Genomic DNA, 20,511 nt, shown 5'->3' on the forward strand with positions numbered 1-20,511 from the left:
AGTGACGGCGCCCTACGTCGCCAGGTGACGGACCTGGTCCCACACGACCGGGTCCATCACCCCCACCCGCCGCCGGAAGTCCGACACCGGTACGTCCCGCAGCTCACCCGTCTCCAGAAAACTCGCCCGCCCCCGGGTGTCCCCGACGGACCCCGGTGGCAACGGGATCACGCCGTACCGCTCGTCGCGGTACTTGCTGGTGATCTTCGCGACGGTGACGCGCTGCCCGCGCACCGCGAGCACCAGACACGGCCGGTCCTTCGCCCGCCCGTCTCCCGCCACCGCCCTACCTGACGCGCTACGCGCGGCCCCTCTGGATTCCGGCCCGTCCTCGTACGGCACGTTCGCCCACCAGATCTCCGCAGGCTCGGGACGAGTCGACGTGCGCCCCCGAGCACGTCTGTCCTCAGGCCGCCCCGGCGGGCGAGTGCGCCGCCCCTGCGGCCGTCGTCTGCGCCCCCACCCGTCGACGAGCGTGGCGACCAGTGCGAGCAGTACCACCGCCGCGAGCGCGAGCCACCAGGACGTGTCCATACGCACGAAGGTACCGGCGCGCGCCCACCCCCGCGCGCCTTCTCTCCGGCCACATACTCCCCGCGTCCAGCCGAACGCGTGACACCACAGGTGAGTTCGCCCACAACCGACCTTGGCGGAGGAGCGACCGGAGGTTTTGCGCCTTACGCTCGACGAACCGCACGACCCCCGACGCCCCATTACCGATCTTCTGGATTCTCTGGATTTCCAGCCAGCGGAGGTTTCTGTTTCATGAAGCTCACCGTCGTCGGCTGCTCGGGGTCGTTCCCGTCCGCGGAATCGGCCTGCTCGAGCTACCTCGTCGAGGCCGACGGCTTCCGGTTGCTTCTCGACATGGGCAACGGTGCCCTTGGCGAGCTGCAGCGCCACTGCGGTCTCTACGACCTCGACGCGATTTTCCTCAGCCATCTGCACGCCGACCACTGCATCGACATGTGCGCGTACTTCGTCGCGCGCTACTACCGGCACGACGGCGGCCGCTGCGACCCGATCCCGGTCTACGGACCCGAGGGCACCGAACAGCGTCTGACCACCGCCTACGCCGACACCCCCACCGCCTCGTCCATGAGCGAGGTCTTCGACTTCCACACCGTCAAGCCGTCCACCTTCGAGATCGGCCCGTTCCTGGTGCACACGGAGCGCGTGGCCCATCCGGTGGAGGCGTACGGCATCCGCATCGAGCACGGTGGAAAGACCCTGACCTACTCCGGCGACACGGGCATCAGCACGTCCCTGGACGAACTCGCCCGCGACGCCGACCTGTTCCTGTGCGAGGCCGCCTTCACGCACGGCAAGGAGAACATCCCCGACCTGCACCTCAACGGCCGCGAGGCGGGTCAGACAGCGGCCCGCGCGAACGCCCGCCGTCTGGTCCTCACCCACATCCCCCCGTGGACCGACCCCCAGGTCAACCTGGCCGACGCACGTGAGGTCTACGACGGTCCGGTGGAGCTGGCGGCGCCGAGGCAGACGTACGAGATCTAGCGGCCGGTCGAGAACCAGCCCGTACGGGGTTCAGGCCCGTATGCGCCCGAATATGTGCCCGAAGGCCCCGGAACCTTTTCGGTTCCGGGGCCTTCGAGCGTCCGCGGCAGGGCCGTCGGCCTACTTCGCCCAGGCCTACTTCGCCTCGGCCTTCTGGAGCTCGGCGAGCTCCTCGTCGGACTCGCGGCCCGGCGTCGGCAGGTTGAACTTGGTGATCGCGAACCGGAAGATCACGTAGTAGAGCGCCGCGAAGCACAGGCCCACCAGGGCCAGGCCCCACGGGTTGGTCGCGATGCCCAGGTTCAGGCCGAAGTCGACCGCGCCGGCCGAGAAACCGAAGCCGTCCTTCATGCCCAGTGCCCAGGTCAGCGCCATGGAGACGCCGGTGAGGACGGCGTGGATGGCGTACAGGACCGGCGCGATGAACATGAACGTGAACTCGATCGGCTCGGTGACGCCGGTGACGAACGAGGTCAGCGCGAGGGAGAACATCATGCCGCCGACGACCTTGCGGCGCTCGGGACGGGCACAGTGGACGATCGCCAGACAGGCGGCCGGCAGGGCGAACATCATGATCGGGAAGAAGCCGGTCATGAACTGGCCGGCGCTCGGGTCACCGGCCAGGAAGCGGGCGATGTCGCCGCTCTTGCCCTGGTACTCGCCGGCCTGGAACCACGGGAACGAGTTCAGCAGGTGGTGCATGCCGATCGGGATCAGCGCACGGTTGGCGACACCGAAGATGCCGGCGCCGACCGCGCCCGAACCGACCAGCCACTCACCGAAGTTGTGCAGACCCGCGCCGAGGACCGGCCAGATGTAGCCGAAGACGATGCCGATGAGCAGACCCGCGAAGGCCGACAGGATCGGGACCAGTCGACGGCCGCCGAAGAAGCCCGCCCAGTCGGGCAGCTTGGTGCGGTAGAAGCGCTGGTAGAGGAGGGCGACGACCAGGCCCATGACCACGCCGCCGAGGACCTTGGCGTCCACCGGTGCATCGACCATGACTATCTTGCCGTCGACCACACTCTCCTTCTGCGGGAGATTCGGGTCGGTGAACGTGCCGAGCACGTTCTTGAAGACCAGGTAGCCGACCACGGCCGCGAGCGCCGTCGAACCGTCCGACTTCTTCGCGAAGCCGATCGCGATGCCCACGGCGAACAGCAGCGCCATGTTGTCGAGAATGGCGTTGCCGCCGGCCGCCATGAAGGAGGCGATCTTCGTGAGGAACCCGGGGAACTCCGGGCGTCCGAGCATGTCGGTGTTGCCGAGGCGTACCAAGAGGGCGGCGGCGGGCAGCACCGCAACCGGCAGCATGAGGCTCCGGCCGATGCGCTGCAGCACAGCCATCACCCCGGCGCCCTTCTTCTTCTCGGCCGCGGGAGCGGCGCTGGCCGTGGTCACAACTTCCTCCTGGAGGGCAAGGCGCCGCCCGGGAACCATGGGAGGGGACGGGGACGGCAGCGACAGGTCTACACCACTCAGTGGTGTAGACCTGTTGTAGCACGATGAAGGTGAGATAAGGAACCCGCGATTCCCGGGGGATTTTCTGGTCAACTCAGGCCGTAACTCCTCAGCCCTTTGTGACGTCCTCGACCTCGTCCTCAGGTTCTCTGCCCGGTGTCTTGAGATCGAACTTCGTGATCGCGAAACGGAAGATCGCGTAATACACGACCGCAAAGCAGAGACCGATCGGAATGATCGCCCACGGTTTCGTCGCGAGGTTCCAGTTGATGATGTAGTCGATCAGTCCGGCGGAGAAGCTGAACCCGTCGTGCACGCCCAGTCCCCAGGTCACCGCCATCGAGACGCCCGTGAGCAGGGCGTGCACCGCGTACAGGAGCGGGGCGATGAAGAGGAACGAGTACTCGATCGGCTCGGTGATGCCGGTGACGAACGACGTCAGCGCCACCGACAGCATCAGACCGCCGATCTCTTTGCGGCGGTGCGGCTTGGCGCAGTGGGTCATCGCGAGGGCCGCGGCCGGCAGGGCGAACATCATGATCGGGAAGAAGCCGGAGGTGAACTGGCCGGCGGTCGGGTCGCCCTCCAGGAACATGTTGATGTCGCCGTGCACCACCTCGCCGTCCGGCTTGGTGTAGCTGCCGAACTGGAACCAGATGGGCACGTTCAGGAACTGATGGAGCCCGATGACCAGTAGCGCGCGGTTCGCGACACCGAACACACCCGCACCCCAGGCGCCCAGGTCGCTCATCCAGTCGCTGAAGCTCTCCAGCGCCTCGCCGATCGGCGGCCAGACCCACAGGCACAGCACCGCGAACACGATCGCCACGAACGCCATGAGGATCGGGACGAGCCGTCGCCCGTTGAAGAAGCCGAGCCAGTCCACCAGCTTCGTCCGGTGGTAGCGCTGCCAGAACCAGGCCGCCAGCAGGCCGATGACGATGCCGCCGAAGACGCCCGGGTTCTGGTACTCGAAGACGGTCACCGACCCGTCCTGCACCTGGCAGCCGACGTTCGGGACCGCCGTCGAGCCCCCCGGGCAGTCCTCCGGGAACTCGCGCAGCACGCTGTAGTAGACGAGGAACCCCGTCACCGCCGCCAACGCCGTCGAACCGTCCGCCTTCTTCGCCATGCCGATGGCCACACCGACGCAGAACAGCAGGGGCAGCCCGAGCGAGCCGTCGAGCAGCGCGCTGCCCGCGCCGTCCATCACCCTGGAGACGTTGTCCCAGCCCAGGCCGTCCGCGCCGAACATGTCGGGCTGCCCCAGCCGATTGAGGATGCCCGCGGCCGGCAGTACGGCGATGGGAAGCTGCAGACTGCGGCCCATCTTCTGCAAGGCCTGGAACGCCGCCTGCCACCGCCTGCGTGCGGGCGAGGTCTCGGTCTCGGCACTCATGGGTTGGCGACCGCCCGTCAGGTGGTGTAGACCAGTTACCGGCGATGGGGTTGCTGTGACGTCATCCTTCGGCACTCACCACGCAACCGCTCGTAAAGTTGGGCCAACAGTGCGTGAGGAGAACGAAATGGCCACCAAGGCTGAGAAGATCGTCGCCGGGCTCGGCGGCATCGACAACATCGAGGAGATCGAGGGCTGCATCACCCGGCTCCGCACCGAGGTCAGCGACCCCGCGCTGGTCAACGAGACCGCCCTGAAGGCCGCCGGCGCCCACGGCGTCGTGAAGATGGGCACGGCCATCCAGGTCGTCATCGGCACCGACGCCGACCCGATCGCGGCGGAGATCGAAGACATGATGTGAAGCCGCGGGATCATCCCGGGCTTCACCCCTTGAGGGCCCCTTCCCCTGGCGGGAGGGGCCCTTCCGCATGTGCGGCTAGGCTCACGCCATGTCCTCATTGCCTCGAATCGACGGCCGTACCCCCGACCAGCTCCGCCCGGTCACCATCGAACGCGCCTGGAGCAAGCATGCGGAGGGCTCCGTCCTCGTCTCCTTCGGCGACACGAAGGTCCTGTGCACCGCCTCCTTCACGGAAGGCGTCCCGCGTTGGCGCAAGGGCAGTGGTGAGGGCTGGGTCACCGCGGAGTACGCCATGCTGCCCCGCGCCACCAACACCCGCGGCGACCGCGAGTCCGTCCGGGGCAAGATCGGCGGCCGTACGCACGAGATCAGCCGCCTGATCGGCCGCTCGCTGCGCGCGGTCATCGACTACAAGGCGCTCGGCGAGAACACGATCGTCCTCGACTGCGACGTCCTCCAGGCCGACGGCGGCACGCGCACGGCGGCCATCACCGGCGCCTACGTCGCCCTCGCCGACGCCATCGCCTGGGCCCAGGGCAGGAAGCTGATCAAGCCCGGCCGCAAGCCGCTCACCGGCACGGTCAGCGCCGTCTCGGTCGGCATCGTCGGCGGCGTCCCGCTCCTCGACCTCCGCTACGAGGAGGACGTGAAGGCCGACACCGACATGAACGTCGTCTGCACCGGCGACGGCCGCTTCGTCGAGGTCCAGGGCACCGCCGAGGCCGAGCCCTTCGCCCGCGAGGAGCTCAACTCCCTTCTGGACCTTGCCGTTTCCGGTTGTGGGGAGCTGGCCGAACTCCAGCGCAAGGCGCTTGATACGGTCCTCGAAAAGTAAAGGGCACACCAAGAACCAGTCGCAGCTTCGGGCAACCGCGCCGCCTTCCCCGGCGTCACTAGGGGTACGGGCGTACGGCACACCGCTGTACGCCCGGCCAACGCACAACGGGGGCCTGCGAGGCCTGAGGCAGGGAGGGAACGTCAACCATGGCCACGAGCCGACGCCGCCGGAGCCGTATCGCCACAGCAGCCGCAGTCATCGCGGCAGTCGGGCTGACGGCCGGGCTGACCACCGGCTGCGACGCCGTCAACAAGGCCCTGGACTGCGTCCAGACCGCCGACGCCATCGCCGACAGCGTGACCGAACTGCAGCAGGCCGTGGAGAACGCGTCGAACGACCCGACGCAGATCGAGGAGTCCATCCAGTCCATCGGGGACAACCTCGACGAGATCGGCAGCAAGACGGACAACGCCGATCTCGACAAGGCGACCGAGGACATGCGCAAGGCCCTGGTCGAGGTCCAGACGGCCGTCGAGAACGGTGACGAGACACCCGACATCAGCGGGGTCACGGACGCGGCCGGCGAGCTGACCAAGGTCTGCACGCCGTAATACCCGGGAAAGCGGGTCCGCGGGGCCGGGATACTGGTCCCCATGACCCGCTTGATCCTCGCCACCCGTAACGCCGGAAAGATCACCGAGCTCAGGGCGATCCTCGCCGACGCAGGCCTGCCTCACGACCTCGTCGGCGCGGACGCCTATCCGGACATCCCCGACGTCAAGGAAACCGGCGTCACCTTCGCCGAGAACGCCCTGTTGAAGGCGCATGCCCTGGCCCGGGCCACCGGCCTGCCGGCGGTCGCCGACGACTCGGGACTGTGCGTCGACGTCCTGAACGGCGCCCCCGGCATCTTCTCGGCCCGCTGGGCCGGCCGGCACGGCGACGACAAGGCCAACCTGGATCTGCTGCTGGCCCAGCTGGGCGACATCGACGACGCCCACCGCGGCGCCCATTTCGCCTGCGCCGCCGCGCTCGCCCTGCCGGACGGCACCGAGCGGGTGGTCGAGGGCCGGTTGACGGGCACCCTGCGCCACACACCGGTGGGCACCAACGGCTTCGGGTACGACCCGATCCTCCAGCCGGAGGGCGACACCCGGACGTGCGCCGAGCTGGAGCCCGCCGAGAAGAACGCGATCAGCCACCGGGGCAAGGCGTTCCGGGCGCTCGTGCCGGTCGTACGAGAGCTGCTCGCGCCGTAGCGGGAGCAGCTCGGGAAGGCAGATGGTGCGGCCGGAGGGACTCGAACCCTCACGGGTGTTACCCCACTGGGACCTAAACCCAGCGTGACTGCCAATTCCACCACGGCCGCGTGACCTTGCCCGGCCATGCTACTGGCCGGGCCGGGTGGTCAGATGCCCAGATCCTTGATGATCTTCGCCACGTGGCCGGTCGCCCGCACGTTGTACAGCGCCCGCTCGACCTTGCCCTCCTCGTCCACGACCACCGTGGAGCGGATGACACCGAGATACGTCTTGCCGTAGTTCTTCTTCTCGCCCCAGGCGCCGTACGCCTCCAGGACCGCCTTGTCCTCGTCCGCGACCAGCGTGATCTTCAGGGACTCCTTGTCCCGGAACTTGGCGAGCTTCTCCGGCTTGTCGGGGGAGACCCCGATGACGTCGTACCCGGCGCCGGCCAGCAGCTCCAGGTTGTCCGTGAAGTCGCAGGCCTGCTTGGTGCAGCCGGGCGTCAGGGCGGCCGGGTAGAAGTAGACGATGACCTTGCGGCCCTTGTGGTCCGAGAGGGACACCTCGTTGCCGTCGGCGTCGGGCAGGGTGAAGGCGGGGGCCACGTCCCCCGGCTGGAGTCGCTCGCTCATCGGACCAGCCTAACCGGGGAGCCTGACAGTGCGGTTCGGCGAGGAGCTGACAGACTGTCCGCAAACAGCATCAGCTTCACTTCGGAGGCCGTACGGTGGCGGACACGTCGGACACCAGAACCCCGGCGCAGATCGAGGCGGACATCAGGGCCCGCCGCGCAGTGCTGGCCGAGACGCTCGACGAGATCGGGGTGCGTGTGCACCCGAAGACGATCGTCGGCGACGCCAAGGCCAAGGTCGTGTCGAACATCGACCACACGCTCGGACGGGCCTACGTCGGGGTCAACCGGGCGGTGACCGATGTCAAGACCAAGTTCACCCATGACGACGGGGCGCCCCGCCTGGAGCGGATCGTGCCCGTCGCGCTCGTCGCCGTCGGCCTCGTGGGGCTGCTCGCGCTCGGCACCCGGCGCCGCAAGGGCTGAGTGACGGCGAACCCGGCGGCGTACGGACGTGGCAAAGGCAGGTAGGTTCAGGGCGTGAGCGCCAACAGAAACGAGCACAGCACCCACCACGACAAGCTGCCCATCCGGATGCTGCACGACCGAGTACTCGTGCGGCAGGACACCGGTGAGGGCGAGCGGCGTTCGGGCGGCGGCATCCTGATCCCCGCCACCGCGGCCGTCGGCCGCCGGCTGGCCTGGGCCGAGGTCGTCGCGGTGGGACAGAACGTCCGGACCGTGGAGGTGGGCGACCGGGTCCTGTACGACCCGGAGGACCGTGCCGAGGTCGAGGTGCGCGGGGTCGCGTATGTGCTCATGCGTGAGCGTGATCTGCACGCCGTCGCCGCCGACCGGTTCGAGGGGTCGGAGGACTCGACGGGGCTCTACCTCTAGTTCAACGGTTCAAGGGGCTGGTGACCATCGTCACCAGCCCCTTTTCCTGTGTCTTCCTATCTCTTTGCTAGCTTTGAAGGAACCCGACGAGACGCGCCGTACCGGGCGAACGCAAAGACGACGCACCCCGCTCAACGTCGCCACGTCTCGGAGGTGCCTGTCATGGCCTGGGTTCTGCTCGTCGTCGCCGGTCTGCTCGAGGTCGGCTGGTCGATCGGTATGAAGTACACCGACGGTTTCACCCGGCTCGTCCCCAGCCTGTTCACCGGCGCCGGCATCGTCGCCAGCATGCTGCTGCTGTCGTACGCCGCGAAATCCCTGCCCATCGGTACCGCCTACGGCGTCTGGGTGGGGATCGGGGCGGCCGGTGCGGCCGTGTTCGGCATGGCGGTGCTGGGGGAGCCGGTCACCGCCGCGCGGATCTTCTTCGTCTCACTGCTGCTGGTCGCCGTGGTGGGGCTCAAGGCGACCAGCGGTCACTGAGCCGGGCCGGCGGTCACGAGCGGGCCCGGCGCTCACTCGTTGAGGATCGAGGTCCGCGGTCCGCCCGTGGTGCCCGTCGTCCCTCCGCCTCCGGTGTCCGTCCCGCCGGTGTCGCCGCCGGTACCGCCTCCGGTGTCCGTGCCGCCGGTACTGGTGTCACCCGTGGTGCCGCCGTCGGTAGTCGTGCCGCCGTCGGTGGTGCCGCCGGTCGTCGTGTCGCCCGTGGTGCCGCCGTCGGTCGTGCCCCCGTCGGCCGTGCCGCCCGTCGTGGTGTCGCCCGTCGTGCCGCCGTCCGTCTCGCCCGGCGTCTCACCGCCGGTCTGGCCCTCGCTGTCCTGGCCGCCCGTGGTGTCCCCGGTGGTGCCGCCGTTGTCCTGGCCGCCCGTGCCGGGGTCGCCCTTCGTCGGGTCGGTCGTCGGGTACTGGGGCACCTCCGCGCCCTCCTGGAGCTCCAGGTCGAACTCGGTGACCGGCTTGCCCTTCAGGGCCGCCTTGGTGAACTGGGCCCAGATCGCGGTGGGCGGGCCGCTGCCGTTCATCCGGTCCACGCCCAGCGCGCCGTACAGGGACTTGTGGTGGGCGGTCACCGGGTCCTGGCCCATGACCGCGACGACGGTGGCGAGTTCCGGGGTGTAGCCGGCGAACCAGGCGGCGGTGTCCTCCTCCGCCGTGCCCGTCTTGCCCGCCGCCGGACGGCCCGCGGCCTGGGCGGGGGTGCCGGTGCCGTTCTCGACCACGCTCTGCAGGACCGAGGTGGTGGTGTCGGCGGCCTCGCGGCTGATGGCCTGGGTGGTCTTGCGCTTCGGCAGCTCGATGACGTCGGCGCCGTCCTTGGTGACCCGCTCGATCATGGTGTACGTGCCGTGCTTGCCGTGGTTGGCGAGGGTCGCGTAGGCCTCCGCCATGTCGAGGACGCTGGCGTGCGCCACGCCCAGGGCGATCGACGGGGAGGCGTAGAGCTCCGGGGTGGTGCTGGGCAGGCCGAGCTCGATCGCGGTGTCCTTCACCTTCTCGGCGCCCACGTCCACGGCCATCTGCGCGTACACCGAGTTGACGGACTTGTCGGTGGCCGTACGGACGCTGATGTCGCCGTAGGAGTACTGGTCCTCGTTCTCGGGGGCGTAGTTCCCCCCGGTCCAGCCCTGCACGGGACGCTTGTTGGTGCCGTCGTAGATCGTGTTCGGGGTGATCTGGCGGCCGTCCTGCGTGGTGGAGTCGTTCTCCACGGCCGAGGTGAACACGAACGGCTTGAAGGTGGAGCCGACCTGGAAGTCCCGGCGGGTGGCGTTGGGGGTGTACTGCTTCACGTAGTCGATGCCGTTGTACATCGCGACGACCTTGCCGGTCTTCGGGTCGACGGAGGCGCCGCCCGCGCGGACGTAGGTGTCGACCTTGTTGTTCTTCTTGTCCAGCTTGGAGATCAGCTGGTCGTTGACGGCGTCGACGAAGGCGTCCTGCTTGTCCTTCTGGATGGTGGTGGTGATGCGGTAGCCGCCGGCCTCCAGATCGTCCTCGGTGGCGAGCTTGTTCTGGATCAGGTAGTCCTTCACGATCCGCACGAGGTAACCGCGCTGCCCCGAGAGGTTGGTGGAGACCGTGGCCTCCTTGGGCATCGGGAACTTCATGCCCGCCCGCTTGCTCTCGCTGAGCCAGCCCTTGGTGACCATGCCGTCCAGGACGTAGTTCCAACGGGCCACCGCCGCGGCCTTGTTCTCCGGGTGGGCGACGACGTCGTACTCGCTGGGGGCGTTGACCAGGGCGGCCAGATAGGCGGCGCGGGCCGGGTCGAGGTCCGCCGCGTCGATGCCGTAGTAGGCCTGGGCGGCGGCTTGGATGCCGTAGGCGTTGCGGCCGAAGAAGCTGGTGTTGAGGTAGCCCTCGAGGATCTCGTCCTTGGTCTTCTCGCGGTCCAGCTTGATCGAGATGAAGAACTCCTTCACCTTTCGGGTGACGGTCTGGTCCTGGGCCAGGTAGTAGTTCTTCACGTACTGCTGGGTGATCGTGGAGCCGGACTGCTTGCCCTCGCCGGTGGCCGTCTTCCAGGCGGCGCGGAGCATCGCCTTGGGGTCGATCGCGGACTCGGTGTAGAAGTCGCGGTCCTCGGCGGCCAGGATCGCGTGCCGGCCGTCCTTGGAGATCTGCGCGAGGGTGACGTTCTCCCGGTTGACCTGGCCGTCGCGGGCGATCACGGAGCCGTCCGCGTAGAGATAGACGTTGGCCTGCTTGGTGGCGAGCGCGTTGGCCGGCGGGATCTTGACCATGGAGTAGCCGAGGAAGAACAACCCGAACAGCAGCAACGCGCCGATGACGAAGGTGCCGAGCACCGTCCGCCAGGTCGGGATGATCCGCCGCCAGCCCGTCCGTTTCGGCCGACCGGCGCTCGGGGTCGGCTGCTGTGGCGGCTGCTGCTCGTCGCTCATGTCGTGCACGGACTCCTGTTTCGCGTCGTACGTTCCCGTACGCCTCGTACGCCTACTAGCGCCCCCCTTTGAAGACTCTCGCACCGGGTGATCCGTTCCCGGAAACCGGCGCGTGTCCGAGGAAAGTGAGCAGGTTCTCGCGTCGGCGGTCCCGGAAAACGGCTGGCAGCCCTCGTCACCCGCGCACTAGGCTCCTGCGCTTCGGTGCCTGGCGCGGGCGAGGAGGGCTGTGGATGTGGGCTCGGGGCGGTTGTACTTAGCCGTCGCGGTGGGCGGGTTCAGACGATACGCGACATATCGGGCCGCTACGGCGGCCGGGGTGTTCACCAACACCGTCTTCGGCGTGATCCTCGTCTACACGTATCTGGCGCTGTGGGACGAGAAACCGCACCTCGGGGGCTACGACCAGGCGCAGGCCGTCACCTATGTGTGGCTCGGGCAGTGCCTCTACGCGACGTTGGCCATCCAGGGCGGCGGCGCGGAGAAGGACCTGATGGAGCGAATCCGCACCGGGGAGATCGCCGTCGACCTGTACCGGCCGGCCGACCTCCAACTATGGTGGCTGGCGGGCGACATGGGGCGGGCGCTGTTCCAGATGCTGGGACGGGGCGTGATCCCGTTCGCGTTCGGCGCGCTGTTCTTCCCGATGGCGCTGCCGACGGAGCCCGGCCCATGGGTGGCCTGTCTGGTCGCGCTCCTGCTCGCGATGGTCGTCAGCTTCGCGATCCGCTATCTGGCGGCGCTGAGCGTGTTCTGGCTGCTGGACGGCATGGGCGTCAACCAGTTCCTGACGATCACGGGGATCTTCTTCTCGGGCATGGTGCTGCCCCTGAACGCCTTCCCCGGTGTGTTCGGCGAGATCGTGCGGGTGCTGCCCTGGGCGGCGCAGATCCAGATGCCGGCGGACGTGCTGATGGGGGAGACCGATCCGCTGCGGGCGTTCGCCTTCCAGGCGGTGTGGGCGGTGGTGCTGCTGACGGCGGGACGGCTGCTGCAGTCGGCGGCGACGCGGCGGGTGGTGGTGCAGGGTGGGTGAGCGAGGCGTCCTCGCCGAAGGAGTGCGGGCCTATCTGCTGATCGCCGGGATGTGGGTGCGATCCAGCATGACCTACCGCACCTCCTTCGTGGTCACGGTGTTCGGCAACCTCGTCGTGACCGCCCTGGACTTCGTGGCGATCCTGCTGATGTTCTCTCAGGTCGACTCGCTGGGCGGCTGGACGCTGCCCGAAGTCGCCTTCCTGTACGGGCTGTCGGTGACGGCGTTCGGGATCGCCGACCTGGTGCTCGGCTCGATGGACGTCCTGGGCGCCCGGATGCGCGACGGCTCCTTCGACACGCTGCTCGTACGGCCGGCGCCGGTGCTCGCCCAGGTCGGCGCGGACCGCTTCGCGCTGCGCCGCCTGGGCCGGATCACCCAGGGCGCGGTCGTCCTCGGGTACGCGGTGGTCGCGATCGACGTCGACTGGAGCGCGCCGAAGGTGCTGCTGGTGCCGGTGATGGTGATCAGCGGTGCGGCGATCTTCTCGGCCGTGTTCGTGGCGGGCGCGGCCTTCCAGATCTTTGCGCAGGACGCGGCCGAGGTGCAGAACGCGTTCACGTACGGCGGGACGACGCTGCTGCAGTATCCGCCGACCGTGTTCGGCAAGGACCTGGTGCGCGGCGTCACCTTCATGCTGCCGCTCGCCTTCGTCAACTGGGTGCCCGCCGCCTATGTGTTGGGGCGGCCGTACCCGATCGGCCTGCCCGAGTGGACGGCCTTCGCCTCACCGCTGGTGGCGGCGGCGTGCTGTGCGCTGGCCGGTCTGGCGTGGCGGACCGGGCTGCGGTCGTATCGGAGCACGGGGAGTTAGGGGAGATGGGCGAGTTGGGCGAGTTGAGTGAGCCGGGCGAGTGGGGCACGGCCGTGCGGGACGGCGCGTTCATCGAACTCGACGGCGTCGAGAAGGTCTTCGACGTACGCAAGAAGACCGGCTTCCTGAAGCGGGAGCGGCGGCAGGTGCGGGCCGTCGACTCGATCTCCTTCACCGTGGCGCGCGGCGAGATGGTGGGCTACATCGGCCCGAACGGCGCAGGCAAGTCGACGACGATCAAGATGCTGACGGGGATCCTGACCCCGAGCGGCGGGCGGCTGCGCGTCGCCGGCATCGACCCGTCCCGCGAGCGCAGGCAGCTCGCGCATCGCATCGGGGTGGTGTTCGGGCAGCGTACGACGCTGTGGTGGGACCTGCCGCTGATCGACTCGTACAAGCTGATGCACCGCATGTACCGCATCCCGGACGGCCGTTACCGCGAGAACCTCGACCGGCTGGTCGAACTCCTCGACCTGGCCGCCCTGTTGGACGTCCCCGTGCGCCAGCTCTCGCTGGGCCAGCGGATGCGCGGCGACATCGCGGCGGCCCTGCTGCACGATCCCGAGGTGCTGTACCTGGACGAGCCGACGATCGGGCTCGACGTGATCTCGAAGGCGAAGGTCAGGGAGTTCCTGCGGGAGGTGAACACCGAGCGCGGCACGACGGTGCTGCTGACCACGCACGACCTCCAGGACATCGAGCAGCTGTGCTCGCGGGTGATGGTCATCGACCACGGGCGGATGATGTACGACGGTCCGCTCGCCGGGCTGCACGAGGTGGGGGAGAGCGAGCGCACCCTCGTGGTCGACCTGGAGCGGGAGCTGCCGCCGATCGAGGTGGCGCCCGCGCGCGTGGTGAAGGTGGAGGGGCCGCGGCAGTGGCTGGCGTTTCCGGCGGCCGAGTCGGCGGCGGTGCTGGTGGCGCGGATCGCGGCGGAGTATCCGCTGGTGGATCTGTCGGTGCGGGAGCCGGACATCGAGGCGGTGATCGCGAAGATGTACGCGGAGCAGGCCGAGCAGGCTGACGGGGCCGGGCGGGCGGTCTCGTAGCCCCGGGGCGGGGTTGCTCGTAGGCTGCTCTACATGAGCGACGATGCCCCGGAGCTGCGTGCGTCCGACGCCGATCGTGAACGAGTCGCCGAGGTCCTGCGGGACGCCCTCGCGGAGGGGCGGCTCGACATGGAGGAGTTCGAGGAACGGCTGGAGGCGACGTACAAGGCGCGTACGTACGGCGATCTGGCGCCGATCACCCGGGATCTGCCCGTCGGTGAGGTGGCCGTCCCCAAGGTCGACATGGTCAAGAAGTCCGGGATCGCGGACGGCAGTTGGACCGGGCGGATCGTCGGCGGTGAGGGTTCGTCGACCTGGGGTGTCGCCGTGATGTCGGGGTTCCAGCGCAAGGGGCGCTGGACGGTGCCGAGGCGGTTCACCGCCGTCGCCTTCATGGGGGGCGGCGAGATCGATCTGCGGGACGCGAACTTCGCCGACCGGGAGGTCGTGATCAACTGCGTCGCGATCATGGGCGGCGTGGAGGTGATCGTGCCGCCGGGGGTCGAAGTGGTGATGCGCGGGATCGGGGTCATGGGGGGCTTCGATCACCTTGAGGAGAGCGAGCTGGGGGAACCCGGGGCACCTCGGGTGATCGTCACCGGGTTCGCCTTCTGGGGCGGTGTCTCGGTCGAGCGGAAGCTGACGCGGACCCAGCGGCAGGAGCTTCGGGAGGAGCGGCGGCGGGAGAAGCTGGAGCGCAGGGCCGAGCGGCGGGAGCTTCGGGGTTCGGTGCGGGATGAGCAGTACGAGGCGCATCGCAGGATGCTCGATGAGCATCGGGACATGGGGCGCCATGGGCGTGACGAGCGGGGGCAGCGGCGGTCCCGGGAGCGGGACGAGGACTGAACGGCCGGGCCGGGGCCGCCCCCCAGCCGCGATTGACCCCTACGGCTGTGCCCTTGCCCCCTACAGCTCCGCCGGTGCCGCCCCCTTCAGGTCCTGGAGGCTGAAGGACTCCGCCATCTCCTCGTAGCCCTTGTCGCTCGGGTGGAGGTGGTCGCCCGAGTCGTAGTCGGGGCGGAACTTGCGGGGGTTGTAGGGGTCGCGCACGGCCTTGTCGAAGTCGGCGACCGCGTCGAAGACCCTGCCCGAGCGGATCTCGGCGTTGATCTGCTGGCGGACGTTCTCGCGGGCGTCGGTGTAGCCGCGGTGGCCCTGGAAGGGCATCAGGGTCGCGCCGATGACCTTCAGGCCGCGGGCGTGGGCCTGGCGGACCAGGGTGCGCAGGCCGTCGAGGATGTGGTCGGGGTCGGCGAGGTTCGGGTTGCGCAGGATGTCGTTGACGCCGAGGTCGATGACGACGACCTTGACGTTCGTACGGGAGAGCACGTCGCGGTGGAAGCGGCCGACGCCGGCCTGGTTGTCCGCGGGGCGCCCGGAGCCGCTGGCGAGGATCTGGTTGCCGCTGATGCCCTGGTTGACGACGCTGTAGCGCGGCACGTCCGCACCGGTGGCGACCGCCTCGCGCAGCCGGCGCGACAGGACGTCCGTCCAGCGGCGGTTGGCGTTCGCGGTGGATGTGATGCCGTCGGTCAGCGAGTCGCCGAAGACCACGACGGTGCCGTCGGACTCGTTGCTGAGCACGTCCACCGCGGTCAGGTACCGCCAGGACTCGACCTGCCCGGTGTACGCCACGCCGGTCGCGTCCTCGGTGAGGTCGCCCTCGGCGACGTAGCTGGTCTGGCGCGCGTGGGGGTGGAAGGTCACCGGGCCGGACGGTGTGGGGGAGTAGGTGGTGACCAGGACGTCGGTGTCCGCCTGGATCGCGAGGCGCACGGAGTCGCTCAGCACCTGCTGCCCCGGCGGGACGACGACCGTGGTGTTGCCGCCGAAGGTGAGCCGCCGCATGGTGTCCGTGAGGGCGGCCGCGGTCCCGGCACCGGCGGCCACGGCGATCGACGCGTGCGTGATCGTCAGCGCCGACTGGCCGTACAGGTTGGACAGCGTGATGCGGGCACTCGTACCGCCGACACTCGTGTGCACGACGTTGCGTACCGAGCGGCCCACCAGACCCTCGACCTCGGTGCCGGGCTCGGCGCCGACCGGGGAGGCGGACCAGGCGCCGACCCAGATGCCGGTGGAGGCCGGGGCGACGGGGCCTCGCTGGCTGCCTTCCCTGGTGGGGGCGCTCCTGGCGGTCGTGGTTCCGTCGTAGGAGGCGACTCCGACATATATGGCGACCGAGACCGCCACAATCAGTGCGATGACCCCCGAAAGCAGGGCATAACCGTTTCGCCTGGTCATGCGGTGCGTGTCTCCTCGGGCGGATGGGAGCCCGAGGCTCCGATGTGATCACCTCATGATGCGTCATAAGGCAGAGGGGAGTTGCACGGACCCCCCATTGGGCCGCCGGAGTTCATCCGGAGTTCGCCATCGACCTCCCCCCACCGGACAGACGCCGGGAACTCTTGATTCGTTCCAGGAGTCGGTCAGGTAGGGACAATGAGTGCGGGGGATCCTGGACGGGTGGAGCGGATGGAACGTACGAATCCGGATGAAACGGGAACGCCTGACGTAGAGCAGCATGCCCGGACGGATGCCGCCGATAACCGACGCGTCCCCGCATCGGCCGTACGCGCGATGACGACGTTCACCGCGGCCGACGAGGAGAAGCAGCGCGGCGTACGGCAGATGAAGATCACCGCGACCGGGATGCTGCTGCTCGTGGCGCTGATCTACGTCCTCGCCAAATGGGCGTCGAACGAGGGCGCCGGAGCCTGGGCGGGCTATGTCGCCGCGGCCGCCGAGGCCGGCATGGTCGGCGCGCTCGCCGACTGGTTCGCGGTCACGGCCCTGTTCCGCCATCCGCTGGGCATCCCCATCCCGCACACCGCGATCATCCCGAACAAGAAGGACCAGCTGGGGGTCTCGCTGGGGGAGTTCGTCGGCGAGAACTTCCTCTCCGAGGACGTCGTCCGGCAGCGGCTGCGCGCCGTCGGCATCGGCAGCCGGCTGGGCGCCTGGTTGGCGGAACCGGCGCACGCCGACCGGGTGACGGCCGAGCTGGCGACGGCGCTCAGAGGCGCCCTGACGGTGCTGCGCGACACCGACGTCCAGGCGGTGGTCGGCGAGGCGATCACCCGGCGGGCCGACGCCCGGGAGATCGCGCCCGGCATAGGCAAGATGCTGGAGGGGATCGTCGCCGACGGCGGGCACAAGCGGGCCGTCGACCTGATCGTGGCGAAGGCGCACGACTGGCTGATCCTGCACGACGACGAGATCATGGGCGCGGTTCAGGGCGGCGCGCCCGGCTGGACGCCGAAGTTCGTCGACCGGAAGGTCGGCGAGCGGGTCTACAAGGAGCTGGTCCGCTTCTGCGTCGAGATGCGCGACATGCCCTCCCACCCCGCCCGCGGCGCCCTCGACCGGTTCCTCATCGACTTCGCCTCCGACCTGCAGTCCGACACCGACACCCGCGCGCGCGTGGAACGGCTCAAGGGCGAGGTGCTGGCCCGGGGCGAGGTGCAGGACCTGATCGCGTCCGCCTGGACGGCCGTCCGCGCCATGATCGTGTCGGCGGCCGAGGACGAGCGCAGCGAGCTGCGCCTGCGGGTGCGGGCCTCGCTGCTGTCCCTGGGCGCCCGCATGGCCGCCGAGCCCTCGATGCAGAACAAGGTGGACCGCTGGGTCGAGGACGCCGCGGTGCACGTCGTGACGACGTACCGCAAGGAGATCACCTCCCTGATCACCGACACCGTGGCGAGCTGGGACGCCGAGCACACGACGAAGAAGATCGAGGCGCACATCGGGCGTGACCTGCAGTTCATCCGGATCAACGGCACGGTGGTGGGGTCGTTGGCCGGGTTGGTGATCTATACGGTGTCGCGGGCGCTGGGCGCGTAGGCGCTCCGCTGGTTGGGCCGTGGTGGGTTGTGGGTTGTCTGCGGCTGCGTTGTGGCTGGTCGCGCCCGCGCGGCGGAGCCGCATATCGACACGGCCCCGCGCCCCTGAGGGCGCGGCCGGACCGCAGCCGAATTCGCCAGGGACGCTTGGCCGGCCGGAGCCCTGTGGGGCCGGTCCCGGCTCTCCTCGTGGTGAGAGCCGGGACCGGAGATCGCGCCTGCGCGGCCCTTACTGCGCCTCGCGCCGGGCACGGTCGCGGCGGCGCAGTAGCAGGAGGCCGCCTGCGAGGGCGGTGATGCCGGTGGCGGCGGTCCAGGCGACGGTCTCGTTGGAGCCGGTGGCGGCGAGGTCGCCGGAGGAGGCGGACGCGGAGGGGGCGGCCGTGGTCCCCGTCTGCGGTCGCGGGTCCGACCCGGCGCCGGCCGACGCAGCTGCCGATGCCGACGGGGACGGGCTCGACGCACTCCCCGTGCCCCCGCCCCCCTGCGCCTTGTCCCGCGTGAACGCCAGCGTGCCGAAGCCGAGTTGGTCGAAGCCGCCGCTGTTGGGGCCGTAGTCCCCGCCGCCGCCCTCCGGCCCGGACTTCGCGGCGATCTGCGTGAGGTACGACGCCGACAGGCCCCGGCGCTTGGTGTAGTGGTTGGCGATCATCGCCCAGATGGGGCGGGTCATCGCCGGGTCCACAGGAGCGGCCTCGGTCACGGTCTCCGAGCCCGACCAGCCGTTGATCGCGCCCTTCCTGCGGGTGTTGTCGGTGAACGGCACGTCCCCGCCCATGGCCCACTTGGCGACGTATTGGGCGCCCTTGAGGAAGCGGCTGTCGTCGTAGCCGTACAGGTCGATGCCCTGGTTCCAGGCCATCTCGCAGAAGGTGCCCATCAGGCCGACGCCGAGGAGAGCGTGCCCCTGGTCGCGGCCGGCCTCCAGCCACTCGGCGAGTCCGTCGTCGTGCACGACGGGGATGGCGTTCTTGATGGAGCCGAGGCCCTCGCCGTGCTTGAAGTAGTCGACGGCGCGGGTGACCTGGGCCTTGTCGTCGCAGAGGATGCCGGTCGCGAGGACGCAGCACATGTTCGCCAGGTCCCAGTTGGTCCAGTAGTTGCTGACGACGGCGCCGTTGTGCCTGACCAGGAAGTCGTCGCTGAGCGGCGCGAAGACCTTGGTCAGCATCTCCTGGAACCGGCCGAGCTCGAAGTCGGGGTGGTCGCGGACGAGCTCGGCGGCGTTGGCGAACTGGTAGCCGTACAGGCCGGAGGCCAGGAAGCGGTCGGCGTTGCCGCCGAGGCCGGTCAGCTTGGCCGACCAGGCGTTGAGGATCGCCACGGCGGTGTCGAGATGCGCGCCGTCACCGCTGACGTGGCCGCGCAGGGCGTTCTGGTAGGCGGCGTGGATGTCGTTGTAGAGGGTCACGTAGTTCTGGCCGGCGCCGCCCCGGATCACGGTCGCCTGCGGGTTGGCCGTCCAGCCGCTCTGCGCGTGCCGGTTGGCGGTCAGCCTGGCGAACCCGGCCGTGTAGGGGGCGGCGCCCGCCTTCACCTTGGCGGCCATACGGCCGAGGTCGGCGCCGGTGTGCAGGAGGCCGGGGTGCGCATAGGCGCCGGCGGCGACGGCGGGGGTGGGCAGCACGGCCGTACCGATACCGACGGCTCCGGCTGCCGCGCCCGCGGCCTTGAGCATGCTCCGGCGGCTGATCTGTCGTGTCACGTCGTCAATTCCTCGCGTGCCTGCGGCTGGGGACGGTGAGGAGACGGGGGAAGACTGCGGGGGATAACAGAAACTCCGGACGCCGATCACAGAGAACCGACGCCGACCACAGAGAACCGACACCGACCACAGAGAACCGACGCCGATGAGGAGCCGTATCCGATGACCATCCGCAGGATCGTCCCCAACATCCAGGTCCAGTCAGCAGGGCAGATGGCGACGAGCCGCGACTTCTACGGCCTCCTCGGCTTCGAGGAGGTCATGACTCTGTTTTCTGGGGGAGACCCCCAGACCCCCGAGGGCTGGGTGACGACCATGGCGTCCCCCGCCAACCCCACGGCCCAGATCAGCTTCTTCACGGAGGAACGCACCGCCCCCGTCGTCTCCGACCTGAGCGTGGAGGTCGAGGACGTCGACGCGGTGTACGCGCGCGTGCTGGCGTCGGGCGCGGAGGTGGTCCGGGAGATCCAGGACGAGGAGTGGGGCGTACGGCGGTTCTTCGTACAGGATCCGAACGGGCGGGTGGTGAACGTGCTGAGCCACCGGTCGTAGCCGAGGCGGCCGGACCGGTGGCCCCTAGGGTCCAGGTCAAGCGCGCCGGTCAGCCACCGCCCACGATGCCAGGGCCACCGCCCCCGCGACCCCGAACACGGCGGGCCAGGCGCCCACCTTCTTGGCCAGCGGATGCGACCCGGCGAAGGCGCCGACATACGCGGCGGTCAACGCCCCCGCGGCCTTGCCGCCCGCCTGCTGCCGCCACTGCTGCGCGGCCGCGGCCCCCGCTACGGCCAGCACGACCCCGCCGAGCTGCCGCTTCTTCGTCCAGCGAGCCACGCCGTACCCACCGACGAGCCCACCCGCCGCCACCGCCGCGCTGGGGATCCGCGCCATGTCTGCCTCCCACCACTACTGCCGATCCTTGGAGAACCGAGG

22 protein-coding genes, 1 tRNA gene and 1 riboswitch are annotated in these 20,511 nt (G+C 69.4%); of the genes, 14 read left to right on the forward strand and 9 right to left on the reverse strand.

The window, feature by feature from the left end:
- Positions 1-12 precede the first annotated feature (12 nt).
- Positions 13-534, reverse strand: a complete 522-nt coding sequence (locus BLU79_RS25125; protein ID WP_093908165.1) for a type II toxin-antitoxin system PemK/MazF family toxin — start codon at positions 532-534, stop codon at positions 13-15.
- A 231-nt stretch (positions 535-765) separates the two neighbouring features.
- Here BLU79_RS25125 and BLU79_RS25130 point away from each other — a divergent pair, with 231 nt between their 5' ends.
- Positions 766-1,518 carry an MBL fold metallo-hydrolase gene (locus BLU79_RS25130; protein WP_093908166.1) on the forward strand — a complete coding sequence of 251 codons (753 nt, stop codon included), beginning with the start codon at positions 766-768 and terminating at the stop codon, positions 1,516-1,518.
- A 135-nt stretch (positions 1,519-1,653) separates the two neighbouring features.
- Here BLU79_RS25130 and BLU79_RS25135 read toward each other — a convergent pair whose 3' ends face one another.
- Positions 1,654-2,919 carry a PTS transporter subunit EIIC gene (locus BLU79_RS25135; RefSeq protein ID WP_093908167.1) on the reverse strand — a complete coding sequence of 422 codons (1,266 nt, stop codon included), beginning with the start codon at positions 2,917-2,919 and terminating at the stop codon, positions 1,654-1,656.
- A 169-nt stretch (positions 2,920-3,088) separates the two neighbouring features.
- The gene (locus tag BLU79_RS25140; protein WP_093908168.1) at positions 3,089-4,378 is read right to left on the reverse strand and encodes a PTS transporter subunit EIIC; all 1,290 of its coding nucleotides are present in this window, start codon (positions 4,376-4,378) and stop codon (positions 3,089-3,091) included.
- A 127-nt stretch (positions 4,379-4,505) separates the two neighbouring features.
- Here BLU79_RS25140 and BLU79_RS25145 point away from each other — a divergent pair, with 127 nt between their 5' ends.
- From BLU79_RS25145 to rdgB, 4 genes are all read left to right on the forward strand, one after another.
- On the forward strand, positions 4,506-4,739 hold the full coding sequence (locus BLU79_RS25145; protein ID WP_048583244.1) for a PTS sugar transporter subunit IIB: 234 nt from the start codon (positions 4,506-4,508) through the stop codon (positions 4,737-4,739).
- Between the two features lie 97 nt (positions 4,740-4,836).
- A complete protein-coding gene (rph, locus tag BLU79_RS25150) occupies positions 4,837-5,574 on the forward strand; it encodes a ribonuclease PH (RefSeq protein WP_093908458.1) in 738 nt (245 codons plus the stop codon).
- A gap of 149 nt (positions 5,575-5,723) precedes the next feature.
- Positions 5,724-6,128 (forward strand): hypothetical protein, encoded by a 405-nt coding sequence (locus BLU79_RS25155; RefSeq protein WP_093908169.1) that lies wholly within the window; start codon positions 5,724-5,726, stop codon positions 6,126-6,128.
- A 42-nt stretch (positions 6,129-6,170) separates the two neighbouring features.
- Positions 6,171-6,776, forward strand: coding sequence for an RdgB/HAM1 family non-canonical purine NTP pyrophosphatase (rdgB, locus tag BLU79_RS25160; RefSeq protein WP_093908170.1), 606 nt, complete (start codon positions 6,171-6,173; stop codon positions 6,774-6,776).
- A gap of 23 nt (positions 6,777-6,799) precedes the next feature.
- Here rdgB and BLU79_RS25165 read toward each other — a convergent pair.
- Positions 6,800-6,886, reverse strand: a tRNA-Leu gene (locus tag BLU79_RS25165).
- A gap of 39 nt (positions 6,887-6,925) precedes the next feature.
- Positions 6,926-7,393: a thioredoxin-dependent thiol peroxidase gene (gene bcp / locus BLU79_RS25170; RefSeq protein WP_093908171.1), complete on the reverse strand. Its 468-nt coding sequence runs from the start codon at positions 7,391-7,393 to the stop codon at positions 6,926-6,928.
- 95 nt (positions 7,394-7,488) lie between these two features.
- Between bcp and BLU79_RS25175 the strand changes: the two genes are divergently transcribed.
- From BLU79_RS25175 to BLU79_RS25185, 3 genes are all read left to right on the forward strand, one after another.
- Positions 7,489-7,818 (forward strand): DUF3618 domain-containing protein, encoded by a 330-nt coding sequence (locus tag BLU79_RS25175; RefSeq protein ID WP_093908172.1) that lies wholly within the window; start codon positions 7,489-7,491, stop codon positions 7,816-7,818.
- 54 nt (positions 7,819-7,872) lie between these two features.
- Positions 7,873-8,229: a GroES family chaperonin gene (locus BLU79_RS25180; protein ID WP_093908173.1), complete on the forward strand. Its 357-nt coding sequence runs from the start codon at positions 7,873-7,875 to the stop codon at positions 8,227-8,229.
- 56 nt (positions 8,230-8,285) lie between these two features.
- Positions 8,286-8,356: riboswitch (guanidine-III (ykkC-III) riboswitch) on the forward strand.
- Positions 8,357-8,391: 35 nt separating this feature from the next.
- Positions 8,392-8,712, forward strand: coding sequence for a DMT family transporter (locus BLU79_RS25185; RefSeq protein WP_093908174.1), 321 nt, complete (start codon positions 8,392-8,394; stop codon positions 8,710-8,712).
- Between the two features lie 32 nt (positions 8,713-8,744).
- Here the strand turns inward: BLU79_RS25185 and BLU79_RS25190 are convergent, their stop codons facing one another.
- Positions 8,745-11,132 (reverse strand): transglycosylase domain-containing protein, encoded by a 2,388-nt coding sequence (locus BLU79_RS25190; RefSeq protein WP_093908459.1) that lies wholly within the window; start codon positions 11,130-11,132, stop codon positions 8,745-8,747.
- 235 nt (positions 11,133-11,367) lie between these two features.
- Here BLU79_RS25190 and BLU79_RS25195 point away from each other — a divergent pair, with 235 nt between their 5' ends.
- Genes BLU79_RS25195 through BLU79_RS25210 form a run of 4 tightly spaced genes read left to right on the forward strand, consistent with a single transcriptional unit; the run spans position 11,368 to position 14,877 of the window.
- The gene (locus tag BLU79_RS25195; protein ID WP_093908175.1) at positions 11,368-12,168 is read left to right on the forward strand and encodes an ABC transporter permease; all 801 of its coding nucleotides are present in this window, start codon (positions 11,368-11,370) and stop codon (positions 12,166-12,168) included.
- Entirely contained in the window at positions 12,161-12,982 is an 822-nt protein-coding gene (locus BLU79_RS25200) for an ABC transporter permease (RefSeq protein ID WP_093908176.1), read from the forward strand. Before BLU79_RS25195 ends, BLU79_RS25200 begins: the two co-directional genes overlap by 8 nt.
- Positions 12,983-12,987: 5 nt before the next feature.
- Complete coding sequence (locus BLU79_RS25205) at positions 12,988-14,031, forward strand: ABC transporter ATP-binding protein (RefSeq protein ID WP_256333458.1); 1,044 nt, start codon at positions 12,988-12,990, stop codon at positions 14,029-14,031.
- 33 nt (positions 14,032-14,064) lie between these two features.
- Positions 14,065-14,877 (forward strand): DUF1707 SHOCT-like domain-containing protein, encoded by an 813-nt coding sequence (locus tag BLU79_RS25210; RefSeq protein WP_093908177.1) that lies wholly within the window; start codon positions 14,065-14,067, stop codon positions 14,875-14,877.
- A gap of 60 nt (positions 14,878-14,937) precedes the next feature.
- Here the strand turns inward: BLU79_RS25210 and BLU79_RS25215 are convergent, their stop codons facing one another.
- Complete coding sequence (locus BLU79_RS25215; RefSeq protein WP_093908178.1) at positions 14,938-16,275, reverse strand: SGNH/GDSL hydrolase family protein; 1,338 nt, start codon at positions 16,273-16,275, stop codon at positions 14,938-14,940.
- Between the two features lie 198 nt (positions 16,276-16,473).
- Between BLU79_RS25215 and BLU79_RS25220 the strand changes: the two genes are divergently transcribed.
- Positions 16,474-17,874: a DUF445 domain-containing protein gene (locus BLU79_RS25220; RefSeq protein ID WP_093908179.1), complete on the forward strand. Its 1,401-nt coding sequence runs from the start codon at positions 16,474-16,476 to the stop codon at positions 17,872-17,874.
- Positions 17,875-18,102: 228 nt separating this feature from the next.
- Here BLU79_RS25220 and BLU79_RS25225 read toward each other — a convergent pair whose 3' ends face one another.
- Complete coding sequence (locus BLU79_RS25225) at positions 18,103-19,551, reverse strand: alginate lyase family protein (protein WP_093908461.1); 1,449 nt, start codon at positions 19,549-19,551, stop codon at positions 18,103-18,105.
- A gap of 189 nt (positions 19,552-19,740) precedes the next feature.
- Between BLU79_RS25225 and BLU79_RS25230 the strand changes: the two genes are divergently transcribed.
- Positions 19,741-20,130 (forward strand): VOC family protein, encoded by a 390-nt coding sequence (locus tag BLU79_RS25230; RefSeq protein WP_093908180.1) that lies wholly within the window; start codon positions 19,741-19,743, stop codon positions 20,128-20,130.
- 36 nt (positions 20,131-20,166) lie between these two features.
- Here BLU79_RS25230 and BLU79_RS25235 read toward each other — a convergent pair whose 3' ends face one another.
- A complete protein-coding gene (locus BLU79_RS25235; protein ID WP_093908181.1) occupies positions 20,167-20,469 on the reverse strand; it encodes a hypothetical protein in 303 nt (100 codons plus the stop codon).
- Between the last annotated feature and the right edge of the window lie 42 nt (positions 20,470-20,511).

The organism is Streptomyces sp. cf386 (genome assembly GCF_900103585.1).
Classification (GTDB): Bacteria; Actinomycetota; Actinomycetes; order Streptomycetales; family Streptomycetaceae; genus Streptomyces.

What these genes read in the sequence shown, in the direction of transcription:
- BLU79_RS25125 (WP_093908165.1), bottom strand. Translation starts at nt 534, where the DNA reads ATGGACACGTCCTGGTGGCTCGCGCTCGCGGCGGTGGTACTGCTCGCA.
- BLU79_RS25130 (WP_093908166.1), top strand. Translation starts at nt 766, where the DNA reads ATGAAGCTCACCGTCGTCGGCTGCTCGGGGTCGTTCCCGTCCGCGGAA.
- BLU79_RS25140 (WP_093908168.1), bottom strand. Translation starts at nt 4,378, where the DNA reads ATGAGTGCCGAGACCGAGACCTCGCCCGCACGCAGGCGGTGGCAGGCG.
- BLU79_RS25145 (WP_048583244.1), top strand. Translation starts at nt 4,506, where the DNA reads ATGGCCACCAAGGCTGAGAAGATCGTCGCCGGGCTCGGCGGCATCGAC.
- BLU79_RS25155 (WP_093908169.1), top strand. Translation starts at nt 5,724, where the DNA reads ATGGCCACGAGCCGACGCCGCCGGAGCCGTATCGCCACAGCAGCCGCA.
- rdgB (WP_093908170.1), top strand. Translation starts at nt 6,171, where the DNA reads ATGACCCGCTTGATCCTCGCCACCCGTAACGCCGGAAAGATCACCGAG.
- bcp (WP_093908171.1), bottom strand. Translation starts at nt 7,393, where the DNA reads ATGAGCGAGCGACTCCAGCCGGGGGACGTGGCCCCCGCCTTCACCCTG.
- BLU79_RS25185 (WP_093908174.1), top strand. Translation starts at nt 8,392, where the DNA reads ATGGCCTGGGTTCTGCTCGTCGTCGCCGGTCTGCTCGAGGTCGGCTGG.
- BLU79_RS25190 (WP_093908459.1), bottom strand. Translation starts at nt 11,132, where the DNA reads ATGAGCGACGAGCAGCAGCCGCCACAGCAGCCGACCCCGAGCGCCGGT.
- BLU79_RS25205 (WP_256333458.1), top strand. Translation starts at nt 12,988, where the DNA reads ATGGGCGAGTTGGGCGAGTTGAGTGAGCCGGGCGAGTGGGGCACGGCC.
- BLU79_RS25210 (WP_093908177.1), top strand. Translation starts at nt 14,065, where the DNA reads ATGAGCGACGATGCCCCGGAGCTGCGTGCGTCCGACGCCGATCGTGAA.
- BLU79_RS25215 (WP_093908178.1), bottom strand. Translation starts at nt 16,275, where the DNA reads ATGACCAGGCGAAACGGTTATGCCCTGCTTTCGGGGGTCATCGCACTG.
- BLU79_RS25220 (WP_093908179.1), top strand. Translation starts at nt 16,474, where the DNA reads ATGAGTGCGGGGGATCCTGGACGGGTGGAGCGGATGGAACGTACGAAT.
- BLU79_RS25225 (WP_093908461.1), bottom strand. Translation starts at nt 19,551, where the DNA reads ATGCTCAAGGCCGCGGGCGCGGCAGCCGGAGCCGTCGGTATCGGTACG.
- BLU79_RS25230 (WP_093908180.1), top strand. Translation starts at nt 19,741, where the DNA reads ATGACCATCCGCAGGATCGTCCCCAACATCCAGGTCCAGTCAGCAGGG.
- BLU79_RS25235 (WP_093908181.1), bottom strand. Translation starts at nt 20,469, where the DNA reads ATGGCGCGGATCCCCAGCGCGGCGGTGGCGGCGGGTGGGCTCGTCGGT.